A 21,851-nucleotide genomic window follows, 5' to 3' on the forward strand; every position below is an offset into this window, starting at 1 on the left:
TACAACCGGGGCCGCGGCCTGTTCAGAGCGCGAAGTCGCGCGACTTTTCGAAACCGGGGAGGACCGGGGCTGTGGCATTGAAGGAGAAGCGCCACGCAATGCGGCCGTTCTGGCGGGTGCCGACCTTCACGGTGCCAAGGCTGCCTTCCATCATCACGCAGGCGATGCGGCCATCTTCCTTGAGCTGATCGGCCAAGGCCTCTGGCAGCTCTTCCACCCCGCCCTGCACGCAGATCACATCATAGGGGCCGTGTTTGGCCGCACCTTCGGCCAGCGGGCCGGTCAGCACGACGGCGTTCATCACACCTTCACGCGACAGGATCGCCTCGGCCTCGGAAGCAAGGCTCTCGTCTTCTTCCAGCGCAATCACGGTATCGGCCATATGAGCCAGCACAGCGGCGGAGTAGCCAAGGCCGCTGCCCACATCCAGCACCATCTCGCTCGGCCCCACATCCAGAGCGTCGAGCATCTTGGCAAAGGTGCGCGGCTCAAGCATCACGCGGCCCGGTGCCAGCGTGAGGTTTTCGCCCAGATAGGCCGCCTCGCGCTTGTCATCGGGCACATAGGCCTCGCGGCGGACGGTCAACATGGCGTCGATGATGGGAAACTTGGTAACGTCGGAAGGACGGACCTGATTATCGACCATCATCGTGCGGCGGGTTTCGTAAACGCTCATAGAAAGTAAACTCTTCGGTTCGCTTCGCTTGCCTAGAAGTGCCATGAAACGACGGGTGACGCAACACGGCCAATGCGCACATGGCGCACAATGCGTTACCGGTTCTGTGCGTGCCATCAGGGCCGCTCTTCGGGGCCCCTCCCCCTCACCGCAGCCACGCGGGCGCGCACGCAACGCCGGGCGGCTCCACCACCAAGCCGCGCAGGCCGCTCGGGCGACACGCGGATCCCCAAAGCGCAATGGGAAGCCGCTACATTAGCCCCGAGAGCCCAGGCCCCCAGCCACCTCCCCCACACCCGCCACGCCCGCAATCTCTGCGCCGCGACCCAAAGGCTGCCGGCACATCAATCCAACCGGCCAACGCCCATGCGCAGACCCTCTTGAATCAATCCCCGAAACCCGCTACCTCCCGCCGCACCACCCAAGGACGGCGAGTTGGCGGAGTGGTTACGCAGCGGATTGCAAATCCGTGTACACCGGTTCGATTCCGGTACTCGCCTCCAAACAATTTCAATGACTTAGACGAAATCGAGACCGGCGCGGCAGCGCCGTCTAAACATTTGTCTAAACATTCTGTTTTTGTTCCGTTCTCATTCGCTGCGCTTCAATGGCCCTGACTTTCTGCCTCACCTTCTTGGTATAGTGCAGAACCATCGCGGGGCTTTGGCCGGTAATGGAGGCCACGAGATCATCCCCGCAGCCAGCTTCGACCAGCTCGCAGGCTGCGTTGTAGCGCCAACTGTGAATGTCATATTCGAGCGCGCCAATTTGCTCCCTAACGGCCCGCACGGCGGCAGACGCGCCTCGGTAGGGCGTGAAGTATCTCTTGCGCCAAGGGCCGCCCCGGTGAAGGGCAGCTTTCGCCTGACCTAAATGGCCGGCCAATCGGCAAAGGAATTGAACGGCACCAGATGATGTGCCTCCTTGGCGAAGGCCCCGCCCCAATGAGCGGCTAGGAGGATGAAGGCGAGCGCCTGACATCACTGGTGCGGTCCAGAGCGGAACCGGTGATCACCTGACCGGCGAGATTGTCGATGTGCTGCGCGCCGATAAGCGTGGCTACGACCCGCACGTCGATCCCCCAGAGCAAGGCGCGGCTCTCCTCTGCGCCCGGCGAAAGCCGCCGAACAAAGAGCCGCGCGCAACGCCAGCCTCTACCTCAAGCCTCCAAAGCCCCTCATATGCGCAACAAAGGCCTCTGTCGCCGGCCCCGCGCGGGAGGCCGCCCAGAGCAAGCCGAGTGGGCGCAGCGGGGTGTCGATTTCGGTGGGCAGCTCCCTGATCTCCCCCGAGGCAATCCAGGGCGCGGCCACGCTGCGGGGCAGGACGGCGAGGTATTTTCCGCTGGTCAGCATGTCCTTGGTCAGTTCGGGGATATGCATGATGACCTGACAGCGCGCCGCTTGCGGCCAGTCGTTCTCTTGGGCGACATCCTCAAACCTGTCGCGCGCCACCGAGCCAACGCGGTTCAGCAACCATTTGCTCGCCCCAAGCTCCTCGCTGCTGATCGCCGCCCGCGCAGCCAGCGGATGGGTGGCCCCGCAAACGGCAATCAGCCGGTCTTCCACGCAGCGCTCAAAGGCCCAGCCCTCAGGGATAACGGCAGGCTCCCGGGTGCAGATCACGTCAATTGCATTGTCGGCAACGCCGCCCAAAGGGTCCGTGTCAGCGGTTTGCCAGAGATGCAGTTGGATGCTCGGGTGCTGCGTGGCAAAGCTGTCGAGCCTCCCCTGAATGATGCCGCCAAGCGCTGCGGGGCTGGCAGAAACCCGCACCACCCCGCCCTGCTGTTGCAGGCGGTTGGCCAGCCCCTCCGAGCCGTCCTCCAGCGCCGCCAACACCCTGCGGGCCACGGGCAGCAACTCCTTGGTTGCCTCGGTCGGCTCAACCCCCTTGGCATGGCGGAAGAACAGCTCGGTTTCCAGCAGGGTCTCCAACTCGCGGATCAGCTGCGAAATGGCGGGCTGGGTCATGTTCACCGCCCCCGCCGCCCGGCGCATGCTGCCCACCTCGCAGAGCGCAATGAGAACTTGCAGGTGCCGGAACTTGGCCTTGGCAACAAACCGGTTGAGCAGCGTGCTCGCACTGGGCGGCATATAAGGCATCCTTATCGTGCGTGGTGGCGCGATAATATTGCGATCAAGGGCGCCCTGTCGACAGCGGCGGCCCCTTGCGCCGGTGCGGTCAGGCCCGCGCCTGTTCCACGAGGAACTTTAGACAGGGCTCCACCGTATCGTCAAAGCCCTCGCCGCCATGCCGCCCGCCCGGCACCTCGATGAGGTCTACCTCGGTGCCCCGCCCGGCCAGCACGTCCCGCACGCGGGCGCTTTGCAGCGGAGAAACGGCCGGGTCGGCGGTGCCATGAACCAGCAGCGTGGGCGGAAACACCTGCCCGGCCTCCAGCGCGGCAGCGGCAACATCGGGGCTGGCGGCCTCAGCCGCCGCACGGTTGGCCTGCGCATCACAGCCCAGCAACCGGCTCTCCGGCGTGGGCAGCTCGGCGTTTTCGTTGCCACGCGGCACCTCATCGGCCTCGCGGTCATGCCAAAGCTGATAGAGATTGGCAGGCGGAAACCACCCCACAAGCGCCCTGACCTCGGGGATCGCGCCCCGCGCTGAAAGGACTCCGGCCCAGAGCGACATATGCGCTCCCGACGACTGCCCCCAGACGGTCAAACGGGCGGTGCTATAGCCGTAGTCCCCGGCCCGCGACGCAAGAAAGCCGACAGCGGTTTCAAGGTCCACCAGTTGCGCCGGCCAGATCGCCTGCTGCGAGTAGGTGTAATTCATCGAGGCCACGGCAAAGCCCAGCGCCAACAGCCGGTCGAGCCGCTCGTATTTCAGCACATCCACCTTGTCGCCACGAAACCACGAGCCGCCATGGATGAAGAGCACCAGCGGCGGGTTGCTGACGCCTGCGGGGATGTAGAGATCAAGCTTGTTCCGCTCGCCCGCGCCATAGGGCAGATCGCGCACAAAGCTGTGGCCGGTTTTCGGGGCCGGAAGGGCCGCATCTGCTTTCAGAGCACTGTGCATGTCATCCCCCGAGCACGAGGTTGGGCAGCCATGTCGATACGGCCGGAACGAAGGTGACCAGCATCAACAGGCCGAGCATGATCAGGAAAAACGGGATGGTGCCGCGCAACACCTCGCTCACCGGCCTTCCGGTCACGTTGGACATGACGAAAAGGTTCAGCCCGATGGGCGGCGACAGCAAGGCCAGCTCGATGTTGATGACCATGACCACGGCAAAATGCGTCATGTCGATGCCCAGCTGGCGCACCACCACAAAGACCACCGGCAGCACGATCAAAATGATCGCCACCCCCTCGAGGAACATGCCGAGGATCAGCAGGCAGGCGTTCATGATGAGCAAAAACTGCCAGGGCTTCAGATCGCTCTCCACGATGGAGGCAGCAAAGCTCTGCGGCACGCCAGATTTGATGATCCACGCGCTAACGAGCGTGGCCCCCATGATGATGAGGATGATCACCGAGGTCCGGTCGATCGCCGAGGTGAGCATAGCCGGAATGTCGCGCAGGCGGGCCGTGCGGTAGATGCAGAGCACCGCCACCAGCGCGCAAAGCACCCCCAGCACGGCGGCCTCCGTCAGCGTGACGAAGCCACCATAAATGCCGCCCAAAACGACGATGGGGATCAGGTAGGCCGGGAAGGCATGCACGTTGGCGCGGACAAGCCGCCGCGGGCCAACGAAGGGCTCGGCCTTGCCGCCCACCTTGTTGGCCACGGTGAAGATGAACAGGCAGAACAGCCCCGCCTGCAACAGCCCCGGGATCACCCCGCCGAGAAACAGCCGCGGGATGGACTCTTCGGCGATAAGGCCAAAGAGGATCATCGGCAGCGACGGCGGGATCAGGATGCCCAGCGTTCCGGCGGCGGCGGTGAGGCCCATGGCGAAGGAGGTCTTGTAGCCCTTCTCCTCCATCAGCGGCACCAGCAACGTGCCCATCGCCATGGTGGTGGCGGCAGAAGAGCCGGTGATAGCGGCAAACACCGCCGTCGCGGCCACGCCAGAAATCGCCAGCCCGCCCCGGATCCAGCCGATCCATGACAGGGCCGCATCGAACAATATTCGCGCCAGCCCGCCGCCCTGCATCAGCACGGCAGAAAGGATGAAAAAGGGCACCGAGATCAGGATCGGGGATTGCAGGTGATCAAGCACATGCTGGCCCAGCCCGGCAATGGTGCGCCCTTCGGCCACCAGCAGGATCGAGGCCACGCCCATCAGCACGAGGTAGATCGGCGTGCCCATGGCAAGCAGGATCAGCACGGCCACGAGGGCGAGGACGATGAGAGTGGTCATGTCAGTTGCCTCAGTCGAATTGAGCTTGCTTGGCGCTCTCGCCGATTGTCACCAACAGGCGGAACCGCTCGATGATGAAGAGCAGGTGCACCACAAAGGCCACCGGCAACGCGGCATAGAGAATCCAGAACGGTGTGCGCAGGGTGGTCTCGCTGCGTTCGTCCCAAAGCAGGGCATCCTGCACCACGAGGTGCCCGGAGTAGATGAAGAACCCGGCCACGCCCATCGCGAAGACAAGGGCAAAGACCTCGGTGGCCATCTGCCCCTTCGGGCCGAAGCTGTTGTAGAGAAAATCCACCCGGATGTGCTGCGCGCGTTTTTCGATCCGGGCGACCCCAAGGAGGACCGCCCAGACCAGCAGAAAGACGCAAATCTCGAACACCCAGTTCAGCTGAACCGAGGGCGACACCCAGCCAAAGCTGATGAGGTATCGCGCGGCGACGTTGTAGACGAGCAGGACAAAGGTAATGCCCAGCGCGCCCGCCGCGATCCAGCCGATCAGGCGGTCGAGAAATGCGATGGCGCGGCTCACTTGGAGGCGGCCTCGGTCACCAGCTCAACCAGCGTGGGGTCAAGCTCGTACTTGTCGATCACGGCCTGTTGCTGGCCCATCATCTTTTCGCGGACGGCAAGCGCGGCTTCCGGGTCGGCATCGGAGATGGTCACACCCCACTCCTTGAGCGTTGCGCGCATCTCGGAGTCGACCGCCTCGTTGGCGACCCGCTGCTCAGTGACAACATCGTTCCAGACCTCGGTGAAAAGCGCCTGCTCCTCTTCGGTGAGGCTGCCCCAGTAATCCTGGCTGACGATGGGGATGAGGTAGCCAATGATACCCTGGTCCCAGAAGCCATATTGCACACCCACATCCGTCAGCTTTTGCTGCACGACCGACTCGATGGCGGCCATGGTGGCATCCACCGTGCCCTGCTGAAGCGCCAGCGGCATATCGGAGCCGGGCATCACCACAGGAATGCCGCCCATGCCCTCGACCACGGCAGCAGGACCGGCGCCGCCGGGGATACGCACCTGAAGGCCAACGAACTCGTCGAAGTTGCGCAGCGGCTTGCTGGTGGACCAATAGTAAACCCGGCCCAGCACCGGCCAGTTGCCCGGCACCACGATGCCCATCTTCTCGGCCAGCATCCCGTTGAGCTTGGCCCCAACCTCGCCGTCGAGCATGGCCGAACGGTCCTCGGCCGACATGCCCTTCAGCACCGGCAGGTCGAGCACGTTGATGTTGGCCTCAACCCGGCTGAGGTAGGGCGAAGGCACGGTGGCCATGCCCACATCGCCGCGCGCCACGGCCTTGCCCACGTCGCGGGCGTTGTAGAGCTGGCTGGAGTCAAAAACCTTTGCCTTCAGCGCGCCGCCGGAGCGCTCGGTGAGGGCGGCGGCAAAATCGGTCATGGTGGTGGTCTGAATGTGCTGCGGCGGCGTGGCCGACGAGATGATCAGCTCATCAGCAGCTTGGGCGGTGGTGGCAAGGGCTGCCAGTGCGGCAGCGGTGCCGCCCGCCGTGATCAGGTTGCGGAACGTGTTAAGCATCAATGTTGTCCTCCCTAGACAGCGGACTGGCCGCTTGGCAGCAGGCTATGACAGCAAAGCGATAGGTTTAAAATAAATTGTGCAGGGTAGCGATAATCATATTCTATCGCGCCGTGCATTGTGGCCCAACATGCTGCCCCATTTGCCAACCCTGATAGGCAAAGCCCGCAAGCGATAAGGCTTTCGCTCTCCTTTCACGCCCCAAAACCGGCTAGGTAAAGGCATGATTGATTCCGATATCCTCGCAGAAATCCCCCCAACGCCCCCCGTCACCCGGCTTGTCTGGACGGCAATCGTCGACGTGGCCGACCGGATCGACCTTGGGGCGAGCGCCCTTGGTCATCGCTTCATGGTGCCCATCCTCGGCGGGCGGTTTTACGCGGGTCCACAGATGGACGGGCTGGAGGGCGAGGTGCTGGCGGGCGGCGCAGACCGGCAGTTGCTTCGGCCCGATGGCGTGAAGGAGCTGGATGCGATCTACGAAATGCGCACCGAGGACGGCACCGTTCTGAGCCTGCGCAACCGGGTGACCGTGGATGAATCACGCACGCCCGAGCGCTACGCGATGTCGACCATCCATGTCTCCGCCCCGGAGGGCCGTTTTGCATGGCTTAACCGGCGGCTCATCATCGGCACCCTGCAATCGGCCCGCCCAAAGCGGCAGGCTGTGGTGGTGCGCGCCTGGCTCGCCGACCAGCCCTAAACGGGCGAGCCTTGGCGGGCCAAAGCCTCCACTGCTGCCCTTTCGCTTGTTGGCCCCTCAGCCCTGCTCGCCGATAAACATCCGGTCCCGCGCGCCTTCAAGATGCACCCGCATGGCATCGCGCGCCGCCCCCGGGTCAGCCGCCACGATCGCATCGAGAATGGCGCGATGTTCGGCTTCAACCACGTTGTTTCGCTGCGGGGCGGAGTGCAGGGTAAGACTGCGCGACAGATGCATGCCAAAGGCAACCTGACGCGCGAGCATGTCCATCACCGAAACGTGAAAAGGGTTGCCGGTGCAGCGCGCCACGGCCTTGTGAATCTCAAGATCCGCCTCGGTGCCCAGCTCGTGCTGGAGGTAGGATTCCTCAAAATGCTGCACCGCTTCACGGAGCGCGGCCATCTGCTCCTCGGTGCGGCGCTGCGCGGCCCATGCCGCGCAGGCAGGCTCAAAATCCAAGCGAAACTCGTAGCACCGCTGGATGTCCGACATGGAGTTGAGCGGCACGATGGAGGGCACCGAGCTATCAGGGCGGCGGGCCACGTAGTTGCCCGAGCCCTGCCTTGTGGAGATGATGCTATCCTCCCGCAGCCGCGCTAGCGCCGCCCGCACCACCGGGCGCGAAACGCCCATTGCCTTGGCCATCGCCGTCTCCGAGGGCAGCCGTGCTCCGGTGGCATAGACGCCCTTGATGATATCACCGAGCAGTTGATCGTATATGTGATCCGACAGCGTTGGCTCACGCTCTTGGGGATGGTCTGCCACTCTTTCGCTTCGCTCCTGCTCCAAGGTGCGAGCCATTGAAGGACGCGCGGGCTCAGATGGCAACACCTGCCGCCACATAGATGCCCTCCATCAGGCGCAGGGTCTCAAGGTTGTCGAGCCGGTCGGTCGGAAAGGGCGTGCCCTCGCGCAAGCCGGTGACAAAGGCCGAGACGGCGCCGGTGAAACACGCCTGATAGTTCGCCTTGAGGTCATGCACCGTCACCGGCTCCTCGCGCGACATCAGGCGCAGAACCTCGCGGTCAAGCACAAGGCTGTCGGCCTCGCCAAGCACCTCCAGGCGGTCGGTGGGCAGGGGCGGGTAACCCAGCGCAGAGATGTTGGCATCAATCACCACCAGCGCCCCGTCCTGCGTGCGCAGGGTGATAAGCGCCACATCCTCACCGGAAAGCTCGGGGTTGATCTGATCAAGCGTAGCGCTCTCCACCACCATCTCCCCGAAGATCGAGCGCAGCGCATCGAGGTGGTGGATCAGCACCTCAAACACCACCAGCCGCCGGAAACTGCCCATGTAGGGCTGACGCCCCAGCAAAAAGGGCACCCTCCCGGGGTAGTCATACATCGAGCTGGAACGCACCGTCATTCGGGCATGGCGCACCCTGCCCACCTCGCCCGCCCGCACCCGCTGGGCAACCTCGGCAAAATGCGGACGGAATCGGTAGTTCTCATGCACCATGAAGCGCACCCGCTCGCCCACCTTTTCGATCAGCGCCTCGGCCTCGGCGACCGTGGGCGTAAGCGGTTTCTGGCACATCACATGCACGCCCTGGTCGGCGGCCATCTCCACCAGCGGCGCATGGCTGGCGACAGGGGTGATAATGTCGATCGCATCGGGCTGCGTGGCCCCCAGCATCTCGGCAACGTCAGTGTAAACCTCGGGAATCCCGAACTCTTCTGCCCGCGCCCGCGCTTTGCCCTCATCCGGGTCGCAGATGGCGGCAAGGGTTACACCCTCCTGCGCCTGCCAGCCCTTGAGGTGGAATTCACTGATCGCGCCTGCACCCGCGATGACGATTTTCAGCTCTTGCATTTGAACCTCCAGAAAAAATCTCTTGCCAAGCGCGTAACCTGTTTTTACCAATATTACAAATATTGACCAATCTAGGCCAGACATGCGCAAATCCGTTACCCCCGCCGACCTCGCCCGCTCCGTTGTGGCCGTGCCACCCCTTGCCCGCAGCGCGGATGGCGCGTTCGACATGGCCGCCAACAAGGCGCTGATCGAACACATGGAACAGGGGGGCGTCGATACGCTGCTCTACGGCGGCAACGCGCTGGCCCAGCACTGGCCAATCAGCAAAACAGCGGAGTGGCTGGACGCGCTGGAGTCGCTGGTGGCCGAAGACACCTGGCTGATGCCGTCGGTCGGTTGCGACGGTGGCAAGCTGGTGGATCAGGCAGAGATTCTGGCAGGCCGGGGCTACCCGCTGGCGCTGCTCCTACCCATGGTGCCGCCCCGCACCGATGCCGGCAGCGCCGAGGCCCTGCGCCGGTTCCACGGCGAGACCGGCACCCAGCTGATGGCCTATATCAAAACCGATGGCTACATGCCCGCCGCCGATCTGGAGCAACTCGCCGCCGAGGGTGTGCTCTTTGGCGTCAAATACGCCGTGCCACGTAGCGATAGCACACGCGATGCCTATCTTGACGCGATCATCAGCGCCATCGGTGCCGAGCGGATCATCTCGGGCTTTGGCGAGCCCCCTGCCCTTGCGCATATGCTGGACTACGGGCTCGCGGGCTTTACCGCAGGCTGCGTCTGCCTCGCGCCGCGCATCTCCATGCGCATCCTGCATGCGCTGCAGGCCGGCGATCGGCAGGCCGCCGAGGCCGCCTTGCAGGCCATGCTGCCGCTTGAGGCCCTGCGCAGCGAAATCAACGAAATCCGCGTGCTGCACGAGGCCATCGGCCTCTCTGGCTTGGCAGAGTGTGGCCCGGTCCTCGCCCTCTCTTCGGACCTCTCCGAAGAGGAGCGCGCCCGGGTGGCACCCGTGGCGCAGGCCCTGCTCACAGCCGAGCGGGCTTTGAAACATGACGCTGCCGGGACGCCCCTGAGCAGCGTCACCTGAAACGATTCATTTAAGGGAGGAGAACACCAACATGAGCAAACCCATCAAATTAGGCCGCCGCGCCATTCTGGCCGGGGGAACGGCCGCCGCCGCCCTCGCTCTGGCCCCGGGCAGCGCCTTCGCCGCCGGATACCCCGAGCGCCCCGTCACCGTTGTCGTGCCATGGGGCGCGGGTGGCGGCACCGATGCCACCGGCCGGATGATCGCAGCCCTGCTGGAGAAAAAGCTCGGCGGCAGCTTCAACGTGGTCAACCGCACCGGCGGCTCTGGCGTGGTCGGTCATAGCGCCATCGCCAATGCCGATCCGGACGGCTACACCATCGGCCTCGTCACGGTGGAAATCACCATGATGCACCATGTCGGCCTCACCGAGCTGACGGCAGAAGATTACACCCCGCTCGGCCTGATGAACGCCGACAGCCCCGGCGTGACCGTCTCCGCCGACAGCGAGTATCAGGACATCGCCAGCCTGACCGAAGCGATCAAGGCCTCCGAGCCGGGCACTTTCAAGGCGTCGGGCACCGGCCAAGGCGGCATCTGGCACCTCGCGCTGATCGGCTGGCTGATGTCGGAAGGTCTGGCACCCGATCACGTCACCTGGGTGCCCTCCGAAGGTGCCGCGCCCGCCCTGCAGGATCTCGTCGCCGGAGGTGTCGACCTGATCACCGTGTCGCTGGCCGAGACCAAATCCATGGTGGATGCAGGCCGCGCGGTGAACCTCGCGCTGATGGCCGACGAGCGTGTCGGCTCTCACCCCGACGTGCCAACCCTGAAAGAGGCCGGCGGCGAGTTTGCCCTGTCAACATGGCGCGGCATCTGCGGCCCGAAGGACATGGACGAAGCCGCCGCCTCTGCCATTTCCGGCGCGCTGGCGGAGATTGCCGAAGATCCGGAGTTCGTCGAGTTCATGAACAGCCGCGGCTTTGGCATCAAGTATCTGGACCCGGCCGCCCATGCCGCCATGATGGCAGATACCGATGCCGTGATGGAGCAGGCGCTCGGCGCGGCGGGCCTCACGTCGGGCTGACCGTCCGACCGGCGCGCAAGACCATGAATAATCGGGAAGGGCGCCCTCACCGGCGCCCTTTTCGGCAGGTTGAACAGGGGGGAGACAGATGCAGATGCGAGACGCGCTGCTTGGGGGGCTCTTTGCCTGCCTGGGTATCTTCATGATGGTTCAGGCGGCGGGGTTTCCGGCCTTTCCGGGCCAACCCTACGGTGCTTCTCTGTTGCCGGGCCTGCTTGGGGCAGGCTTCATCATCGCAGGCGGCATCCTCGCGGCGCATGATCTGCTCGGGCGCGCGGGCGGGCCGTGGGTCGCCTTCGATGAGGCCCTGCGCAGCCGCAACGGGTTGATCTCGGCGGCACTGATGGTCGCCACGGTGCTGGCGCATATCCTGCTCAGCGGCTGGCTCGGCTTCATCCCGGTGGCGCTCGTCACCCTCTGTGTCATCTTCCTCTGGTTCGGCGTCCGCCTGCTGCCCGCCCTGATGATCGCGGCGGCGAGCACCGCGCTCTGCTGGGTGCTCTTCGCCATCTTCCTTGAGGTTCCGCTGCCGCGCGGTCTGCTGGTGGGGATCGTCTGATGGTGTCCTTCGATGTTCTCGCCCAAGCCGCCGCGCTGGCCTTCACATGGGAAGTCTTGCTGGTGGTGCTCTGCGCCGGGGCCTTCGGCATGTTCGTGGGCGCCATGCCCGGGCTCACCGCCACCATGGCCACCGCGCTACTGGTGCCCGTCACCTTCTTCATGGAGCCGATCCCGGCAGTGGCGGCGATCGTCACCGCAAGCGGCATGGCGATTTTCGCAGGAGACATCCCCGGCGCCCTGCTCCGCATGCCCGGCACGCCCGCCTCCGCCGCCTATGTGGAAGACAGCCACCGCCTCGCGCTGGAGGGCAAGCTGAACCTCTCGCTCGGCACCAGCCTCATCGTGTCCTGCCTCGGCGGGCTGTTCGGGGTGGCGGTGCTGATCCTCGCCGCGCCGCTGCTGGCCGAATTCGCCCTCAAGTTCACCTCCTTCGAGTATTTCTGGCTCGCCGCCCTTGGCCTGTCCTGCGCCATCTTCATTGCCTCCGACAACCCTCTGAAGGCGGGCGTGTCGCTGCTGATCGGCCTGTCCCTCGCCACCATCGGGCTGGACCCGGCCTCGGGCACCCCGCGCTTCACCTTCGGCAGCACCGACCTGCTGGCCGGGATCGAGTTTGTCCCCGCCATGATCGGCCTCTTCGCCATGGCCGAAATCCTGCGCGGCGCGATCCGGCTGAAGGGCGCCAGCCCCCTGCCCCAAGTGCCCTCCACCGGCGGACGGCTCTTCGCCGGGGTCGGTGGCATCATCAAGCGCTACCCGCTGAACATCTTGCGCAGCTCAACGCTGGGCACCTTCATCGGCGCCCTGCCGGGGGCAGGCGCGGATATCGCGGCATGGATCTCCTATGCCGTCTCCAAGCGGTTTTCCCGCAGCCCGGAGCGCTACGGCAAAGGCCACCCTGAAGCGCTGGTCGATGCCTCGGCAGCCAACAACGCCGCCGTGGGCGGCTCGTGGATTCCCGCGCTGGTCTTCGGCATCCCGGGTGACAGCGTCACCGCCATCGTCATCGGCGTGCTCTACATGAAGGGCATCAACCCCGGGCCGATGGTGTTTCTGCAAACGCCGCAGGTGATCTACGCGGTGTTCATGATCTTCGTGATCGCGGTGATCCTGATGGTGCCGCTCGGCTGGGTCACCATCAAGGCGGCGCGCGGGTTGCTCTCGGTGCCCCGCCGCATCCTCCTGCCGCTGATCCTCACCTTCTGCATCGTCGGCTCCTTCGCCCTGACCAACTCCCCCTATGGCATCATCCTGATGCTGGTCATCGGGCTGCTCGGCTGGGTGCTGGAAGACAACGGCTTTCCCGTCGCGCCAATCATCCTCGGCCTCGTGCTGGGTGGCATGCTGGAGCGCACCTTCCTAACCTCGATGATCAAATCCGGCGGCGCGTTCATGGGCTTCTTCGACCGTCCGGTGGCCGCCGTGCTGGGCTGCATGGTGCTGCTGCTTTGGTCCGGCGTGCTGGCCTCATCGGCCTGGAAGGCCTGGGCACGGCGCAAGGCGCGGGCGGAAGCGGCGCAATAACCCATCGCGCCGCTGCCAGTGCTGCCACACAAGCCGTCACCACAACCGCGCACCACCTCGCAAAAGCAGCACGGGGCTGGCACTTGGGCGGCTCAGTTCAGCGTCAGTCAGCCCCGCCAGCCGCCTCGGCGGTCGTCCCGCGTGCCTTCTGAAACAGAACCAGCAGCACCGCGATGCCCACGCCGATTGCGTCCGTCAGCCAGCCACCGGCAATCATCGTCAACCCGCCTGCGCCCAAAGCCAGACGCACGCCCAAGTTCGCGTGGCCAAAGAACCACCCCTGCACAGCGCAAGACAGCAGGTAGACGCCAACCAAGGCCGTCACAGCGATATGGGCAATCTCAAACCAGCTTCCGTCCAGCAGCATCGCGGGCGAGTAGAAGAACATGTAGGGCACCACAAAGGCGGCAAGCCCGATCTTGAAGCTCTCCACCGAGGTGCGGATCGGGTCCGACCCGGCCAGCGCCGAGCCCGCATAGGCGGCCAGCGCCACCGGCGGGGTGATGGCCGACATCACCGCGAAGTAGAAGATGAACAGATGCGCGGTCAGCGGGGCCACGCCAAGGTTGATGACCCCCGGCGCAATGACCGATGCCGCCACGGCATAGGCCGCCGTGGTGGGCATCCCCATGCCAAGGATGATCGAGACGACCATCGCAAAGAACAGCGCGAGAAACTGGCTTTGGTCCGCCAGCGCCAGCAGCACCGTCGAAAAGCGCGAGCCAATGCCGGTCAGCGCGATGACGCCCACAATGATGCCCGCCGTGGCGCAGACCGCCACCAGTTGCAGCACCATCCGCGCACCGTTGTCGAGCGCCTGAAACAGCTGTCGCGGCCCCATGCGGTGCGGCGTCAGCCAAGACACCACGGCAGCCGTCACCATCGCCAGCGTGCCACAGCGGATCACCGAGTAGCCCGCGAACAGCGCGTAGATCAGCACCACAATCGGCAGGAACAGGTAAATCTGCTTGGCCAGCTTCGCAAACTTGGGCAGCTCGTCGCGCGGCAGGCCCTTCATGTTTGCCTTCTTCGCGGCAAGGTCGACCATAAAGTAGACCGAGACGAAGTAGATCACCGCCGGGATGATCGCGGCATAGACGATCTCCATGTAGGAGATGCCGGTGATCTCGGCCATGATGAAGGCGCCCGCGCCCATGATCGGCGGCATGATCTGCCCGCCGGTGGAGGCAGCGGCCTCGACCGCGGCGGAGGTTTGCGGGCGATAGCCCACCTTCTTCATCATCGGAATGGTCAGCGAGCCGGTGGCCACCACGTTGCCCGCCGAGGTGCCGTTGATCATCCCCATCAGGCCCGAGGCAAAGATCGCCACCTTGGCCGGTCCGCCGCGCCTGTGCCCGGCGGCCGCGAAGGCGAGGTTGACGAAATATTCCCCCACCCGCGTCGTTTGCAGGAAGGCCGCAAAGATCACGAAGAGAATGATATAGGTCGATGAAATCGCAATCGGCGCGCCCAGCACCCCGTTGTCGGTGAAGATGTAAGAGAAGAACCGCTTCACGTCATAGCCGCGATGCTCGAAGATCCCCGGCAACCACGGCCCGGCAAAAGCATAGGCCACGAAAACACCGGCAATGATGACAAGTGCCAGCCCGGCAAGGCGGCGGGTCAATTCGATGATCAGAAGGCAGCCGGTGATGGCAGACCACATGTCCCCGGGCAGCGCCATGGGCATCCCGGCGCGCAGCTGGAGCTGCCGGGCGAAGAAAATCAGATAGGCCGTGAAAGCAACGGCAGAGACGGCAAGCAGCACATCCCCCGGCGCAAACAAGGCACGGCGGCGGTGCGGAAATACCCAGCCGTGAACGATGGCCAGCGCCGTGCCAAGGCAAAGCGGAATCCCGAAGCTCGACATCGCCCATTTCGGCGGCAGCATCTCACCCAGAACCTGCCCGTTGATCCAGATCGCCACAACGCCAACCGCGCCATAGAGAATCCCCGCCCCGGCAAGGCCCAGCATCGCCAGAGACAGCGGGCCACCCTTTTCGGGTTCGTTCGGGTCATGGATGAACGGCGTCGAGCCGAACAGGAGAAAACCAAGAAGCAAACCGCCGCCCACATGGCTCAGCCGGTAGGCCCAGGTTTCCAGCGGGTAAACGTTCATCACCAGCAGGTGAAACACCGCGTAGCCAACACAAAGGCACGCAATCAGCATGTTGCGGGGCCCGACAAACAGCCTCTGGTTCAGCGCAACGGGATCGGCATCCACGTTGGCCCGGGCCAGTTCCTGCTCAAGCGCCGAGGCGGCGCCGGCCTCGGATTGGGTATGCGTATCCTGCGCGTTGCTCATGGAGATGGTTCGCTCGCCTGCTAGGTGGAAATTCGGGCGGAGGGCTTGTGCCTCTCCGCCCGTTTGTTGACATCAACGAGTTGTTGCCAGTGCCTTGGTCTTAGTCGACCGAGGGCACCTCATAGCCGTTCTCTTCGAACCAGCGGGCAGCGCCCGGGTGGAACGGGATCACGGTGTTTTTGGCAACGTTCTCCGGCAGCGTTTCCTTGGCAGCCGCGTGGTTGGTCATCATCCGCTCGTGGTTTTCCATGGCGAGGGCGGTGATCGCGTAGGCCAGATCTTCGGGCATGTCCTGATGCGCGATGGCAAAGTTCCACAGCGAAACGGTCTGCAGATCTTCAGGCTGGTCCTCGTAGGTGTTGGCCGGGATGGTGAAGTCGGCCATGGCCGGAACGATTTCCTTCATCGTCGCCAGGGTCTCGTCATCCATCGAGATGAACCGCACGTCGTTTTCCACGGCGAGCTGGGCATAAGCGCCGGTCGGCAGGCCCGCAGCATAAACGAAGGCGTCAATCAGCCCGTCCTTGAGCTGCCCGGCCGTGTCCGAACCGCCAGCGTTGGAAATGTTCACACCCTCATAGCCTTCGGCGTTCTCAAAGAACCGGGTCCAGTAGGTGGCCGAGGTGCCGCCAGCCGGGCCAACGCCAACGCGCTTGCCGGCCATGTCCTGAAAGCTCTCGATGTCGGACGATGCCAGAACAGCCGCTTGCAGCGGGGTCTGATACATCGGGAACAGTGCGCGCACATTCTCATGCGGCACTCCCGGCATCAGCGGGCTTTCACCACGGCGGGCCTCATCTGCCGGGCCAAGCGTCACAAAACCAAGCTGGTGTTCGCCGCTTTCCACGAGGGTCACGTTCTGCACCGGGCCGCCGGTGATCTCGACGCCAGCGTTGACGCCCAGCTCTTCGCTGATCATCGCGCCAAAGCCGCTGCCATAGCCAAAGTAGGTGCCACCCTGGCTGCCGGTGCCGATGGTCAGGCTGCTCGGCCAGTCAGACTTGTCCTGAGCGGCGGCCGGCAAGGCCACTGCACATGCTGCGGCTGCAATAATTGTGGTAAATTTCATGGTATCCTCCTCCGTGTATTCCCATTTGATGCACCGGAACACGGCACATCCTCCGCCTTGAACATTGGGAGAAGGACCGTGCCGGACTCAATTCGGCACGGATTATATTCACTATTGATATAATCAGGCTGAGGCCTCCAGCGCCTCCAGCTGAAGGTTCAAAACATGCAAGAAATCATCCCTCAACGGGTCGCGGGTGCCCCTAGCCCATGCGGCGGCGAGGATGAGTTTCGCCTGCGACGTCGCATCCGTCTTGGCCAGCGGCAAAAAGCGCACGCCCTCAACCCTCAGCCGCGCGGTCCAGCGCGGCACAATCGCCAGCCCGGTGCCTGCGGCCACGAGGTTCACAATGGTCTGCTTTTCCTCCGCGATCTGCGCCACACGCGCCGTCAGCCCGGCCCCTAGGAATAGCGACATGGTCAAATCATGCGAATGCGGCCTCGACCGCCGGTCCGGAACGATCAGCGGCTCCTCGGCAAGATCGGCAATCTCAATCGATTCGCGATCCGCCAGCGGATGCGACTCGGGCAGGGCCACAACGGCGGTCTCGTAGAACAGCGTGCGAAACACCAGCTTCGGGTCGCGCACATCCGGTGGCCGGCAAAAGGCGATGTCGAGGCTACCGCTCAGGAGTTTCGGCAAGAGATAGATGGTCTTTTGCTCGATGATCTGAATTTCGAGCCCCGGCCGTGCCTCGTGCAGCGGTTGCAGGATTTGCGGAATCAGCCCGGCGGCCGCGCTGTCGATGGCCCCCACCCGCAGCACATGCGGCTCGGCGCTGCGCACGGCGCGGGCTTTTTCCTCCAGCGTTTCGGCCTGCGCAATCAACGCGCGTGCATCCTCCAGCACGCGGGTGCCCGCCTCGGTCAGCGCCACCGCCCGCGTGGTCCGCTGAAAAAGCGCAACGCCCAGATGATCCTCCAGCTGCTTCACATGCCGCCCAAGCGTCGCTGGCAGAATATCCAGCGACTGCGCCGCACGCCCAAAGTGCAGCACCTCTGCCGCCGCCAGAAAACACTTCAGTTGCGTGATGTTCACGATGGGAATCCGCTTCGCTGTTTATTGCGAAAGCGTATATAATCGGTGCTCGATTGAGAAGCCCGAACCCTCACCTGTAGGCTCGCGCTCAAACTGAACGAGCGTTCATGAGGAGGAGATAGCATGACGATCCTGAACGATGGGGATACGGCAACCTCGCCGTCCGGCGGCACGCAAGCGGCAACGGATGCGGTGAAAACCTACAGGATCGCCTCTATCCCGGCAGACGGGATCGGCCCCGAAGTGATCGCAGCAGGCCTGCAGGCGCTCGAAGCGCTCGCCCGGCGCGATGGCGGCTTTACCCTCGACGTCACCGAATTTGACTGGAGCTCCGAGCGCTACAAGAAAACCGGCGCGCTGATGCCCGAGGATGGCCGCGATCAGGTCAAGGATTTCGACGCCATCTTCTTCGGGGCCGTCGGCGCACCGGATGTGCCCGATCACCTCACGCTCTGGGGCCTGCGCCTGCCGCTGTGCCAGGGCTTTGACCAATATGCGAACGTCCGTCCTACCAAGATCCTGCCGGGCATAACCTCCCCGCTCGCAGGTGTCGGCCCCGGCGACCTGGACTGGGTTATCGTGCGTGAGAACAGTGAAGGCGAGTATTCAGGCGTCGGCGGCCGTGCACATAAGGGCTTCCCCGAAGAGGTGGCCACCGAAGTTTCCATCTTCACCCGCACCGGGGTCGAGCGGATCATGCGATATGCTTTCAAGCTCGCGCAGTCCCGCCCCCGCAAGTTCCTGACCGTTGTCACCAAGTCCAACGCCCAGCGGCACGGCATGGTGATGTGGGACGAGATCGCCGAGGACGTCTCCAAGGACTTCCCCGATGTGACATGGGACAAGATGCTGGTTGATGCCATGACCGTGCGCATGGTCAAGGATCCCAAGAGCCTCGACACCATCGTCGCCACCAACCTGCACGCCGATATCCTCTCGGATCTCGCCGGTGCGCTGGCGGGCAGCCTTGGCGTTGCCCCCACCGGCAACATCGACCCAGAGCGCCGCTACCCTTCGATGTTCGAGCCGATCCACGGCTCCGCTTTCGACATCACGGGCAAGGGCATCGCCAACCCGGTGGCCACGTTCTGGACCGCCTCCCAGATGCTTGAGCACTTGGGGGAAGCCGATGCCGCAAAACGGCTGATGCGGGCGGTGGAAAAGGTTTGCGCCGATGGCGTCCTGACCCCCGATGTCGGCGGCAAGGCCACCACGCAAGAGGTGACCGACGCGGTCTGCGAAGCGATCCGCGGCGAAAACATCTGAGCCTCCGCAATGACGGATGACAACGCGCGCGGCCTTCTGCAGAAAATGCTGGAGGCCGCGATCGGCGCGGCAGACCCTGCACGGGTGCTCGCGCCCCACCTCCCCCAAAAACCTGACGGGCGCTGCATCGTGGTTGGCGGTGGCAAGTCCGCAGCCTCGATGGCAAGGGCGGTCGAGCTGGCTTGGCCCGATGTCGATCTCTCCGGCATCGTCGTTACCCGCTACGGTCACGCCGTACCGACAGACAGGATCACCGTGCGCGAAGCCGCGCACCCGGTTCCCGACGCAGCAGCGCAGGCGGCAACGCTTGAGGTGATGGAAGCCGCCGCCAGCGCCGGGCCCGATGATCTGGTGCTCGCGCTGATCTCCGGCGGCGGCTCTGCGCTGCTCACCCTGCCAAGACCGCCGCTGACGCTGGATGACCTCATCACCGTAAACCGGCTGCTGCTGTCATCCGGCCTGTCGATCTCCGAGATGAACAAGGTGCGCCGTCGCCTTTCGCAGGTAAAAGGCGGTGGCCTGGCGCGCGCCGCCGGGCAGGCGCGGCTTGTCACCCTCGCAATCTCCGATGTGCCGGGCGATGACCCCGAGGCAATCGCCTCCGGGCCAACCGTGCCAGACCCGACAGCGCAGGAAGATCTTTCCTATCTGGTCGAAAAACTCGGCGCCGCCCTCCCGGACGCCGCCGCCGAAATGCTGCGCGCGCCCTCCCCCAACGTGGCGAATTTTCAGCCCGACTATCGCCTCATCGCCACGCCGCAGGCCTCTCTCGACGCCGCGGCAGAGGTGGCTCGGGCGGCGGGGGTAACACCCATCCTTCTCGGCGATGCGCTGGAAGGGGAGTCGCGCGAGCTTGGCACCATGATGGCGGGCATAGCCAAGGCCGTCGCCCGCCACGGCACGCCAGCCGCCCCACCCGCCGTGCTGATCTCCGGCGGCGAAACCACCGTAACCGTGGGCGACAGAACGCCGGGCCGGGGTGGGCGCAATACAGAGTTCCTGCTGTCTCTCGCCCTCGCGCTTGATGGCCATGCCGGCATCACCGCAGTCGCAGCCGATACCGATGGCATCGACGGAACCGAAAGCGCCGCAGGTGCCATTGTCGATGCGAGCTTCCCGAAAGAGGCGGCCCGTCGCGGCATCAACACGCGCCGGATGCTGGAGTTTCACGACAGCTTCACCGCCTTCGAGCAACTCGGCTGTCTGGTGACAACAGGGCCAACCCTAACCAATGTAAATGATTTCCGGGCGATCATGGTCCAAGGCTGAGCGCACCCTCGGCACCGCTTTGGCCCCTGTCCCTACGGGCCCCTCGCAAGGGCACAAGCGCGGCATCCGTTCACCGGGCGCCGCGCTCCTCTTTCCACAGCCTAGAGCGTAAACGCCGCCCGGAAGGCCTCCAACGCGGCAACCTCGTCGCCCTGCGCGAAGGCTTCCATGCCAACCGGGCCGGAATAGCCCATCTTGGAAAGCGCCTGCGCCACACCGGCATAGTTGATCTCACCCGTGCCCGGCTCGCACCGGCCCGGGTTGTCGGCCACCTGCACTTCGCCAACCCACGGCAGACACTTCTCGCACCAGCGGACCAGATCCCCTTCGCCTATCTGCGTGTGGTAGAGATCAAGGTTGATGCGCAGCTGCGGCCGGTCAACCGAAGACACGAGGGCCAGCACATCTTCGGTCGAGCCGAAGGGGCAGCCGGGATGGTCGAGCAGGTTGAGGTTTTCCAGCGTGAAAACAACGCCTTCTTCCTCGGCCAGATCGCAGATGCGGTTAAGCGTGTCGCGCGCCTTCAGCCACATCGCACCCGGCGTCACATCATGCTGCCAGATCGGAATGCCACCATCGCCAAGGCCGGTGCCGTGCAGGTTCAGCCGGTCCACGCCAAGCCGCTTTCCAACCTGCGCCGTCTCCCGCGCCGACTTCAGCAGCATCTCGGCGCCCTCGTCATCGGCCAGGCGGCCTTCGAGATAGCCGTTCATGATGGTGAAGTTCGCGCCGGTCTTTTCCAGCGCGTCCAAGTCCCACTCCGGCCAGTTCCAGAGGCCAACGCCAAAGCCCATCTCGTGCAGCTTCGCCGCGCGCCATGCAATCGGCTGGTCCTGCCAGAGCATTTCGGCGCAGGCGGCGAGTTGAAAGGGTGCAGTCATATCAGGCGTCCCGCTCCATGATCCATTGAACCGGCGGCGCAGGAACAAAACGCCACTTGCGCAGGGGGCCGGCCATTACGTTGAGGTAGTACATTTCAAAGCCATAGGGCGCACCGCAGGGGTGGTGGCCACGGGGCACCAGCACCACATCGCCGTCGCTGACGGCCATGGTTTCATCCAGCTGCCCGTCATCGGTGTAGACCCGCTGGATACCAAAGCCGTCGGCGGGGTTCAGGCGGTGGTAGTAGGTTTCTTCGAGGTAGGTGATGCGCGGGTAGTCATCTTCATCATGCCGGTGGCTGGGGTAGGAAGACCAGTGGCCAGCCGGGGTGAAAACCTCGGTCACGAGAAGCGAGTCGCAGTAGTCCTCGTTCTCCATCGCGATGTTGTTGATGTGGCGGGTGTTTGTGCCCTTCCCGCGCGTGGCAAGGGTGATCCCATCGGGGCCAATGCGCCGCGCCTCATGCCCGCCGAGACCGGGGGCCGAGCAAACAGCCAACACGCAATCGGTTTCGGCCACGGCCTCCCACTCGGAGCCATTGGGCAGGTAGAGGCAGTGCGGCGGGGTCTTCTCGAACACGTCCATCCGCTCGCCCAGCACGCCCCAATCCTGCCCGGCGCCGGTGATCTTGGCCTTGCCCTCGACCATGACGAGGATCACCTCGCGGTCGCCTGTCACCTCGGCAGCCTTGTCGCCCGCCTTCAGCCGATAGAGCGAAAAGCCCACATAGCGCCAACCGGCGCTTTCCGGGGTGATCTGGTGCACCTTGCCGCGTGTGCCAAAGGGTTTTCTCAGAAGGTCAGCCATAGT

At 64.4% G+C, this 21,851-nt stretch carries 20 protein-coding genes and 1 tRNA gene; 8 read left to right on the forward strand and 13 right to left on the reverse strand.

Annotated elements, in window-relative coordinates:
* Window positions 1-22 precede the first annotated feature (22 nt).
* Complete coding sequence (locus tag ACXAG6_RS19280; RefSeq protein WP_475339541.1) at window positions 23-676, reverse strand: protein-L-isoaspartate O-methyltransferase family protein; 654 nt, start codon at window positions 674-676, stop codon at window positions 23-25.
* Window positions 677-1,105: 429 nt separating this feature from the next.
* On the opposite strand from ACXAG6_RS19280, the gene ACXAG6_RS19285 reads away from it, so the two are divergent.
* Window positions 1,106-1,179, forward strand: a tRNA-Cys gene (locus ACXAG6_RS19285).
* Between the two features lie 651 nt (window positions 1,180-1,830).
* On the opposite strand, the gene ACXAG6_RS19290 is transcribed toward ACXAG6_RS19285, so the two are convergent.
* From ACXAG6_RS19290 to dctP, 5 genes are all read right to left on the reverse strand, one after another.
* Window positions 1,831-2,772: a LysR family transcriptional regulator gene (locus ACXAG6_RS19290; RefSeq protein ID WP_475339543.1), complete on the reverse strand. Its 942-nt coding sequence runs from the start codon at window positions 2,770-2,772 to the stop codon at window positions 1,831-1,833.
* Window positions 2,773-2,860: 88 nt separating this feature from the next.
* Window positions 2,861-3,712: an alpha/beta hydrolase fold domain-containing protein gene (locus ACXAG6_RS19295; protein ID WP_475339544.1), complete on the reverse strand. Its 852-nt coding sequence runs from the start codon at window positions 3,710-3,712 to the stop codon at window positions 2,861-2,863.
* Window position 3,713: 1 nt separating this feature from the next.
* Entirely contained in the window at window positions 3,714-5,000 is a 1,287-nt protein-coding gene (locus tag ACXAG6_RS19300; protein WP_475339545.1) for a TRAP transporter large permease, read from the reverse strand.
* Window positions 5,001-5,010: 10 nt separating this feature from the next.
* The gene (locus tag ACXAG6_RS19305; protein WP_475339546.1) at window positions 5,011-5,532 is read right to left on the reverse strand and encodes a TRAP transporter small permease; all 522 of its coding nucleotides are present in this window, start codon (window positions 5,530-5,532) and stop codon (window positions 5,011-5,013) included.
* A complete protein-coding gene (gene dctP, locus ACXAG6_RS19310) occupies window positions 5,529-6,545 on the reverse strand; it encodes a TRAP transporter substrate-binding protein DctP (RefSeq protein ID WP_475339547.1) in 1,017 nt (338 codons plus the stop codon). Before dctP ends, ACXAG6_RS19305 begins: the two co-directional genes overlap by 4 nt.
* A gap of 223 nt (window positions 6,546-6,768) precedes the next feature.
* Here dctP and ACXAG6_RS19315 point away from each other — a divergent pair, with 223 nt between their 5' ends.
* Window positions 6,769-7,248: a DUF3237 domain-containing protein gene (locus ACXAG6_RS19315; protein WP_475339548.1), complete on the forward strand. Its 480-nt coding sequence runs from the start codon at window positions 6,769-6,771 to the stop codon at window positions 7,246-7,248.
* Between the two features lie 57 nt (window positions 7,249-7,305).
* On the opposite strand, the gene ACXAG6_RS19320 is transcribed toward ACXAG6_RS19315, so the two are convergent.
* On the reverse strand, window positions 7,306-8,013 hold the full coding sequence (locus tag ACXAG6_RS19320; RefSeq protein ID WP_475339549.1) for a FadR/GntR family transcriptional regulator: 708 nt from the start codon (window positions 8,011-8,013) through the stop codon (window positions 7,306-7,308).
* Between the two features lie 52 nt (window positions 8,014-8,065).
* The gene (locus ACXAG6_RS19325) at window positions 8,066-9,061 is read right to left on the reverse strand and encodes a Gfo/Idh/MocA family protein (protein WP_475339550.1); all 996 of its coding nucleotides are present in this window, start codon (window positions 9,059-9,061) and stop codon (window positions 8,066-8,068) included.
* A gap of 82 nt (window positions 9,062-9,143) precedes the next feature.
* Between ACXAG6_RS19325 and ACXAG6_RS19330 the strand changes: the two genes are divergently transcribed.
* The 4 genes from ACXAG6_RS19330 to ACXAG6_RS19345 all read left to right on the forward strand — a co-directional run bounded on the left by ACXAG6_RS19330 (window position 9,144) and on the right by ACXAG6_RS19345 (window position 13,212).
* Window positions 9,144-10,100 carry a dihydrodipicolinate synthase family protein gene (locus ACXAG6_RS19330; RefSeq protein ID WP_475339552.1) on the forward strand — a complete coding sequence of 319 codons (957 nt, stop codon included), beginning with the start codon at window positions 9,144-9,146 and terminating at the stop codon, window positions 10,098-10,100.
* A gap of 31 nt (window positions 10,101-10,131) precedes the next feature.
* The gene (locus ACXAG6_RS19335) at window positions 10,132-11,127 is read left to right on the forward strand and encodes a tripartite tricarboxylate transporter substrate binding protein (protein WP_475339553.1); all 996 of its coding nucleotides are present in this window, start codon (window positions 10,132-10,134) and stop codon (window positions 11,125-11,127) included.
* Window positions 11,128-11,215: 88 nt separating this feature from the next.
* Complete coding sequence (locus ACXAG6_RS19340) at window positions 11,216-11,686, forward strand: tripartite tricarboxylate transporter TctB family protein (RefSeq protein WP_475339554.1); 471 nt, start codon at window positions 11,216-11,218, stop codon at window positions 11,684-11,686.
* Window positions 11,686-13,212, forward strand: a complete 1,527-nt coding sequence (locus ACXAG6_RS19345; RefSeq protein WP_475339555.1) for a tripartite tricarboxylate transporter permease — start codon at window positions 11,686-11,688, stop codon at window positions 13,210-13,212. The genes ACXAG6_RS19340 and ACXAG6_RS19345 overlap by 1 nt, the downstream gene beginning before the upstream one ends.
* A gap of 103 nt (window positions 13,213-13,315) precedes the next feature.
* Here ACXAG6_RS19345 and ACXAG6_RS19350 read toward each other — a convergent pair whose 3' ends face one another.
* The 3 genes from ACXAG6_RS19350 to ACXAG6_RS19360 all read right to left on the reverse strand — a co-directional run bounded on the left by ACXAG6_RS19350 (window position 13,316) and on the right by ACXAG6_RS19360 (window position 17,624).
* A complete protein-coding gene (locus tag ACXAG6_RS19350) occupies window positions 13,316-15,517 on the reverse strand; it encodes a TRAP transporter permease (protein ID WP_475339556.1) in 2,202 nt (733 codons plus the stop codon).
* Between the two features lie 100 nt (window positions 15,518-15,617).
* Window positions 15,618-16,586 carry a TAXI family TRAP transporter solute-binding subunit gene (locus ACXAG6_RS19355; RefSeq protein ID WP_475339557.1) on the reverse strand — a complete coding sequence of 323 codons (969 nt, stop codon included), beginning with the start codon at window positions 16,584-16,586 and terminating at the stop codon, window positions 15,618-15,620.
* A 123-nt stretch (window positions 16,587-16,709) separates the two neighbouring features.
* On the reverse strand, window positions 16,710-17,624 hold the full coding sequence (locus ACXAG6_RS19360; protein ID WP_475339559.1) for a LysR family transcriptional regulator: 915 nt from the start codon (window positions 17,622-17,624) through the stop codon (window positions 16,710-16,712).
* Window positions 17,625-17,816: 192 nt separating this feature from the next.
* Between ACXAG6_RS19360 and ACXAG6_RS19365 the strand changes: the two genes are divergently transcribed.
* Both ACXAG6_RS19365 and ACXAG6_RS19370 read left to right on the forward strand, forming a co-directional pair.
* Window positions 17,817-18,890, forward strand: coding sequence for a tartrate dehydrogenase (locus ACXAG6_RS19365; RefSeq protein WP_475339745.1), 1,074 nt, complete (start codon window positions 17,817-17,819; stop codon window positions 18,888-18,890).
* Window positions 18,891-18,899: 9 nt separating this feature from the next.
* A complete protein-coding gene (locus tag ACXAG6_RS19370) occupies window positions 18,900-20,159 on the forward strand; it encodes a glycerate kinase type-2 family protein (protein WP_475339560.1) in 1,260 nt (419 codons plus the stop codon).
* Between the two features lie 101 nt (window positions 20,160-20,260).
* On the opposite strand, the gene ACXAG6_RS19375 is transcribed toward ACXAG6_RS19370, so the two are convergent.
* Together ACXAG6_RS19375 and iolB are read right to left on the reverse strand one after the other, a co-directional pair.
* Entirely contained in the window at window positions 20,261-21,040 is a 780-nt protein-coding gene (locus tag ACXAG6_RS19375) for a TIM barrel protein (protein WP_140015142.1), read from the reverse strand.
* 1 nt (window position 21,041) lies between these two features.
* A complete protein-coding gene (gene iolB, locus ACXAG6_RS19380) occupies window positions 21,042-21,848 on the reverse strand; it encodes a 5-deoxy-glucuronate isomerase (protein WP_140015143.1) in 807 nt (268 codons plus the stop codon).
* Between the last annotated feature and the right edge of the window lie 3 nt (window positions 21,849-21,851).

It is taken from the genome of Vannielia sp. ABF1_015 (genome assembly GCF_056160745.1).

Excerpts from the sequence above, each read along its gene's own strand:
- ACXAG6_RS19280 (WP_475339541.1), bottom strand. The coding sequence starts at position 676 with ATGAGCGTTTACGAAACCCGCCGCACGATGATGGTCGATAATCAGGTC.
- ACXAG6_RS19290 (WP_475339543.1), bottom strand. The coding sequence starts at position 2,772 with ATGCCGCCCAGTGCGAGCACGCTGCTCAACCGGTTTGTTGCCAAGGCC.
- ACXAG6_RS19295 (WP_475339544.1), bottom strand. The coding sequence starts at position 3,712 with ATGCACAGTGCTCTGAAAGCAGATGCGGCCCTTCCGGCCCCGAAAACC.
- ACXAG6_RS19300 (WP_475339545.1), bottom strand. The coding sequence starts at position 5,000 with ATGACCACTCTCATCGTCCTCGCCCTCGTGGCCGTGCTGATCCTGCTT.
- dctP (WP_475339547.1), bottom strand. The coding sequence starts at position 6,545 with ATGCTTAACACGTTCCGCAACCTGATCACGGCGGGCGGCACCGCTGCC.
- ACXAG6_RS19315 (WP_475339548.1), top strand. The coding sequence starts at position 6,769 with ATGATTGATTCCGATATCCTCGCAGAAATCCCCCCAACGCCCCCCGTC.
- ACXAG6_RS19325 (WP_475339550.1), bottom strand. The coding sequence starts at position 9,061 with ATGCAAGAGCTGAAAATCGTCATCGCGGGTGCAGGCGCGATCAGTGAA.
- ACXAG6_RS19330 (WP_475339552.1), top strand. The coding sequence starts at position 9,144 with ATGCGCAAATCCGTTACCCCCGCCGACCTCGCCCGCTCCGTTGTGGCC.
- ACXAG6_RS19335 (WP_475339553.1), top strand. The coding sequence starts at position 10,132 with ATGAGCAAACCCATCAAATTAGGCCGCCGCGCCATTCTGGCCGGGGGA.
- ACXAG6_RS19340 (WP_475339554.1), top strand. The coding sequence starts at position 11,216 with ATGCAGATGCGAGACGCGCTGCTTGGGGGGCTCTTTGCCTGCCTGGGT.
- ACXAG6_RS19345 (WP_475339555.1), top strand. The coding sequence starts at position 11,686 with ATGGTGTCCTTCGATGTTCTCGCCCAAGCCGCCGCGCTGGCCTTCACA.
- ACXAG6_RS19350 (WP_475339556.1), bottom strand. The coding sequence starts at position 15,517 with ATGAGCAACGCGCAGGATACGCATACCCAATCCGAGGCCGGCGCCGCC.
- ACXAG6_RS19355 (WP_475339557.1), bottom strand. The coding sequence starts at position 16,586 with ATGAAATTTACCACAATTATTGCAGCCGCAGCATGTGCAGTGGCCTTG.
- ACXAG6_RS19370 (WP_475339560.1), top strand. The coding sequence starts at position 18,900 with ATGACGGATGACAACGCGCGCGGCCTTCTGCAGAAAATGCTGGAGGCC.
- ACXAG6_RS19375 (WP_140015142.1), bottom strand. The coding sequence starts at position 21,040 with ATGACTGCACCCTTTCAACTCGCCGCCTGCGCCGAAATGCTCTGGCAG.
- iolB (WP_140015143.1), bottom strand. The coding sequence starts at position 21,848 with ATGGCTGACCTTCTGAGAAAACCCTTTGGCACACGCGGCAAGGTGCAC.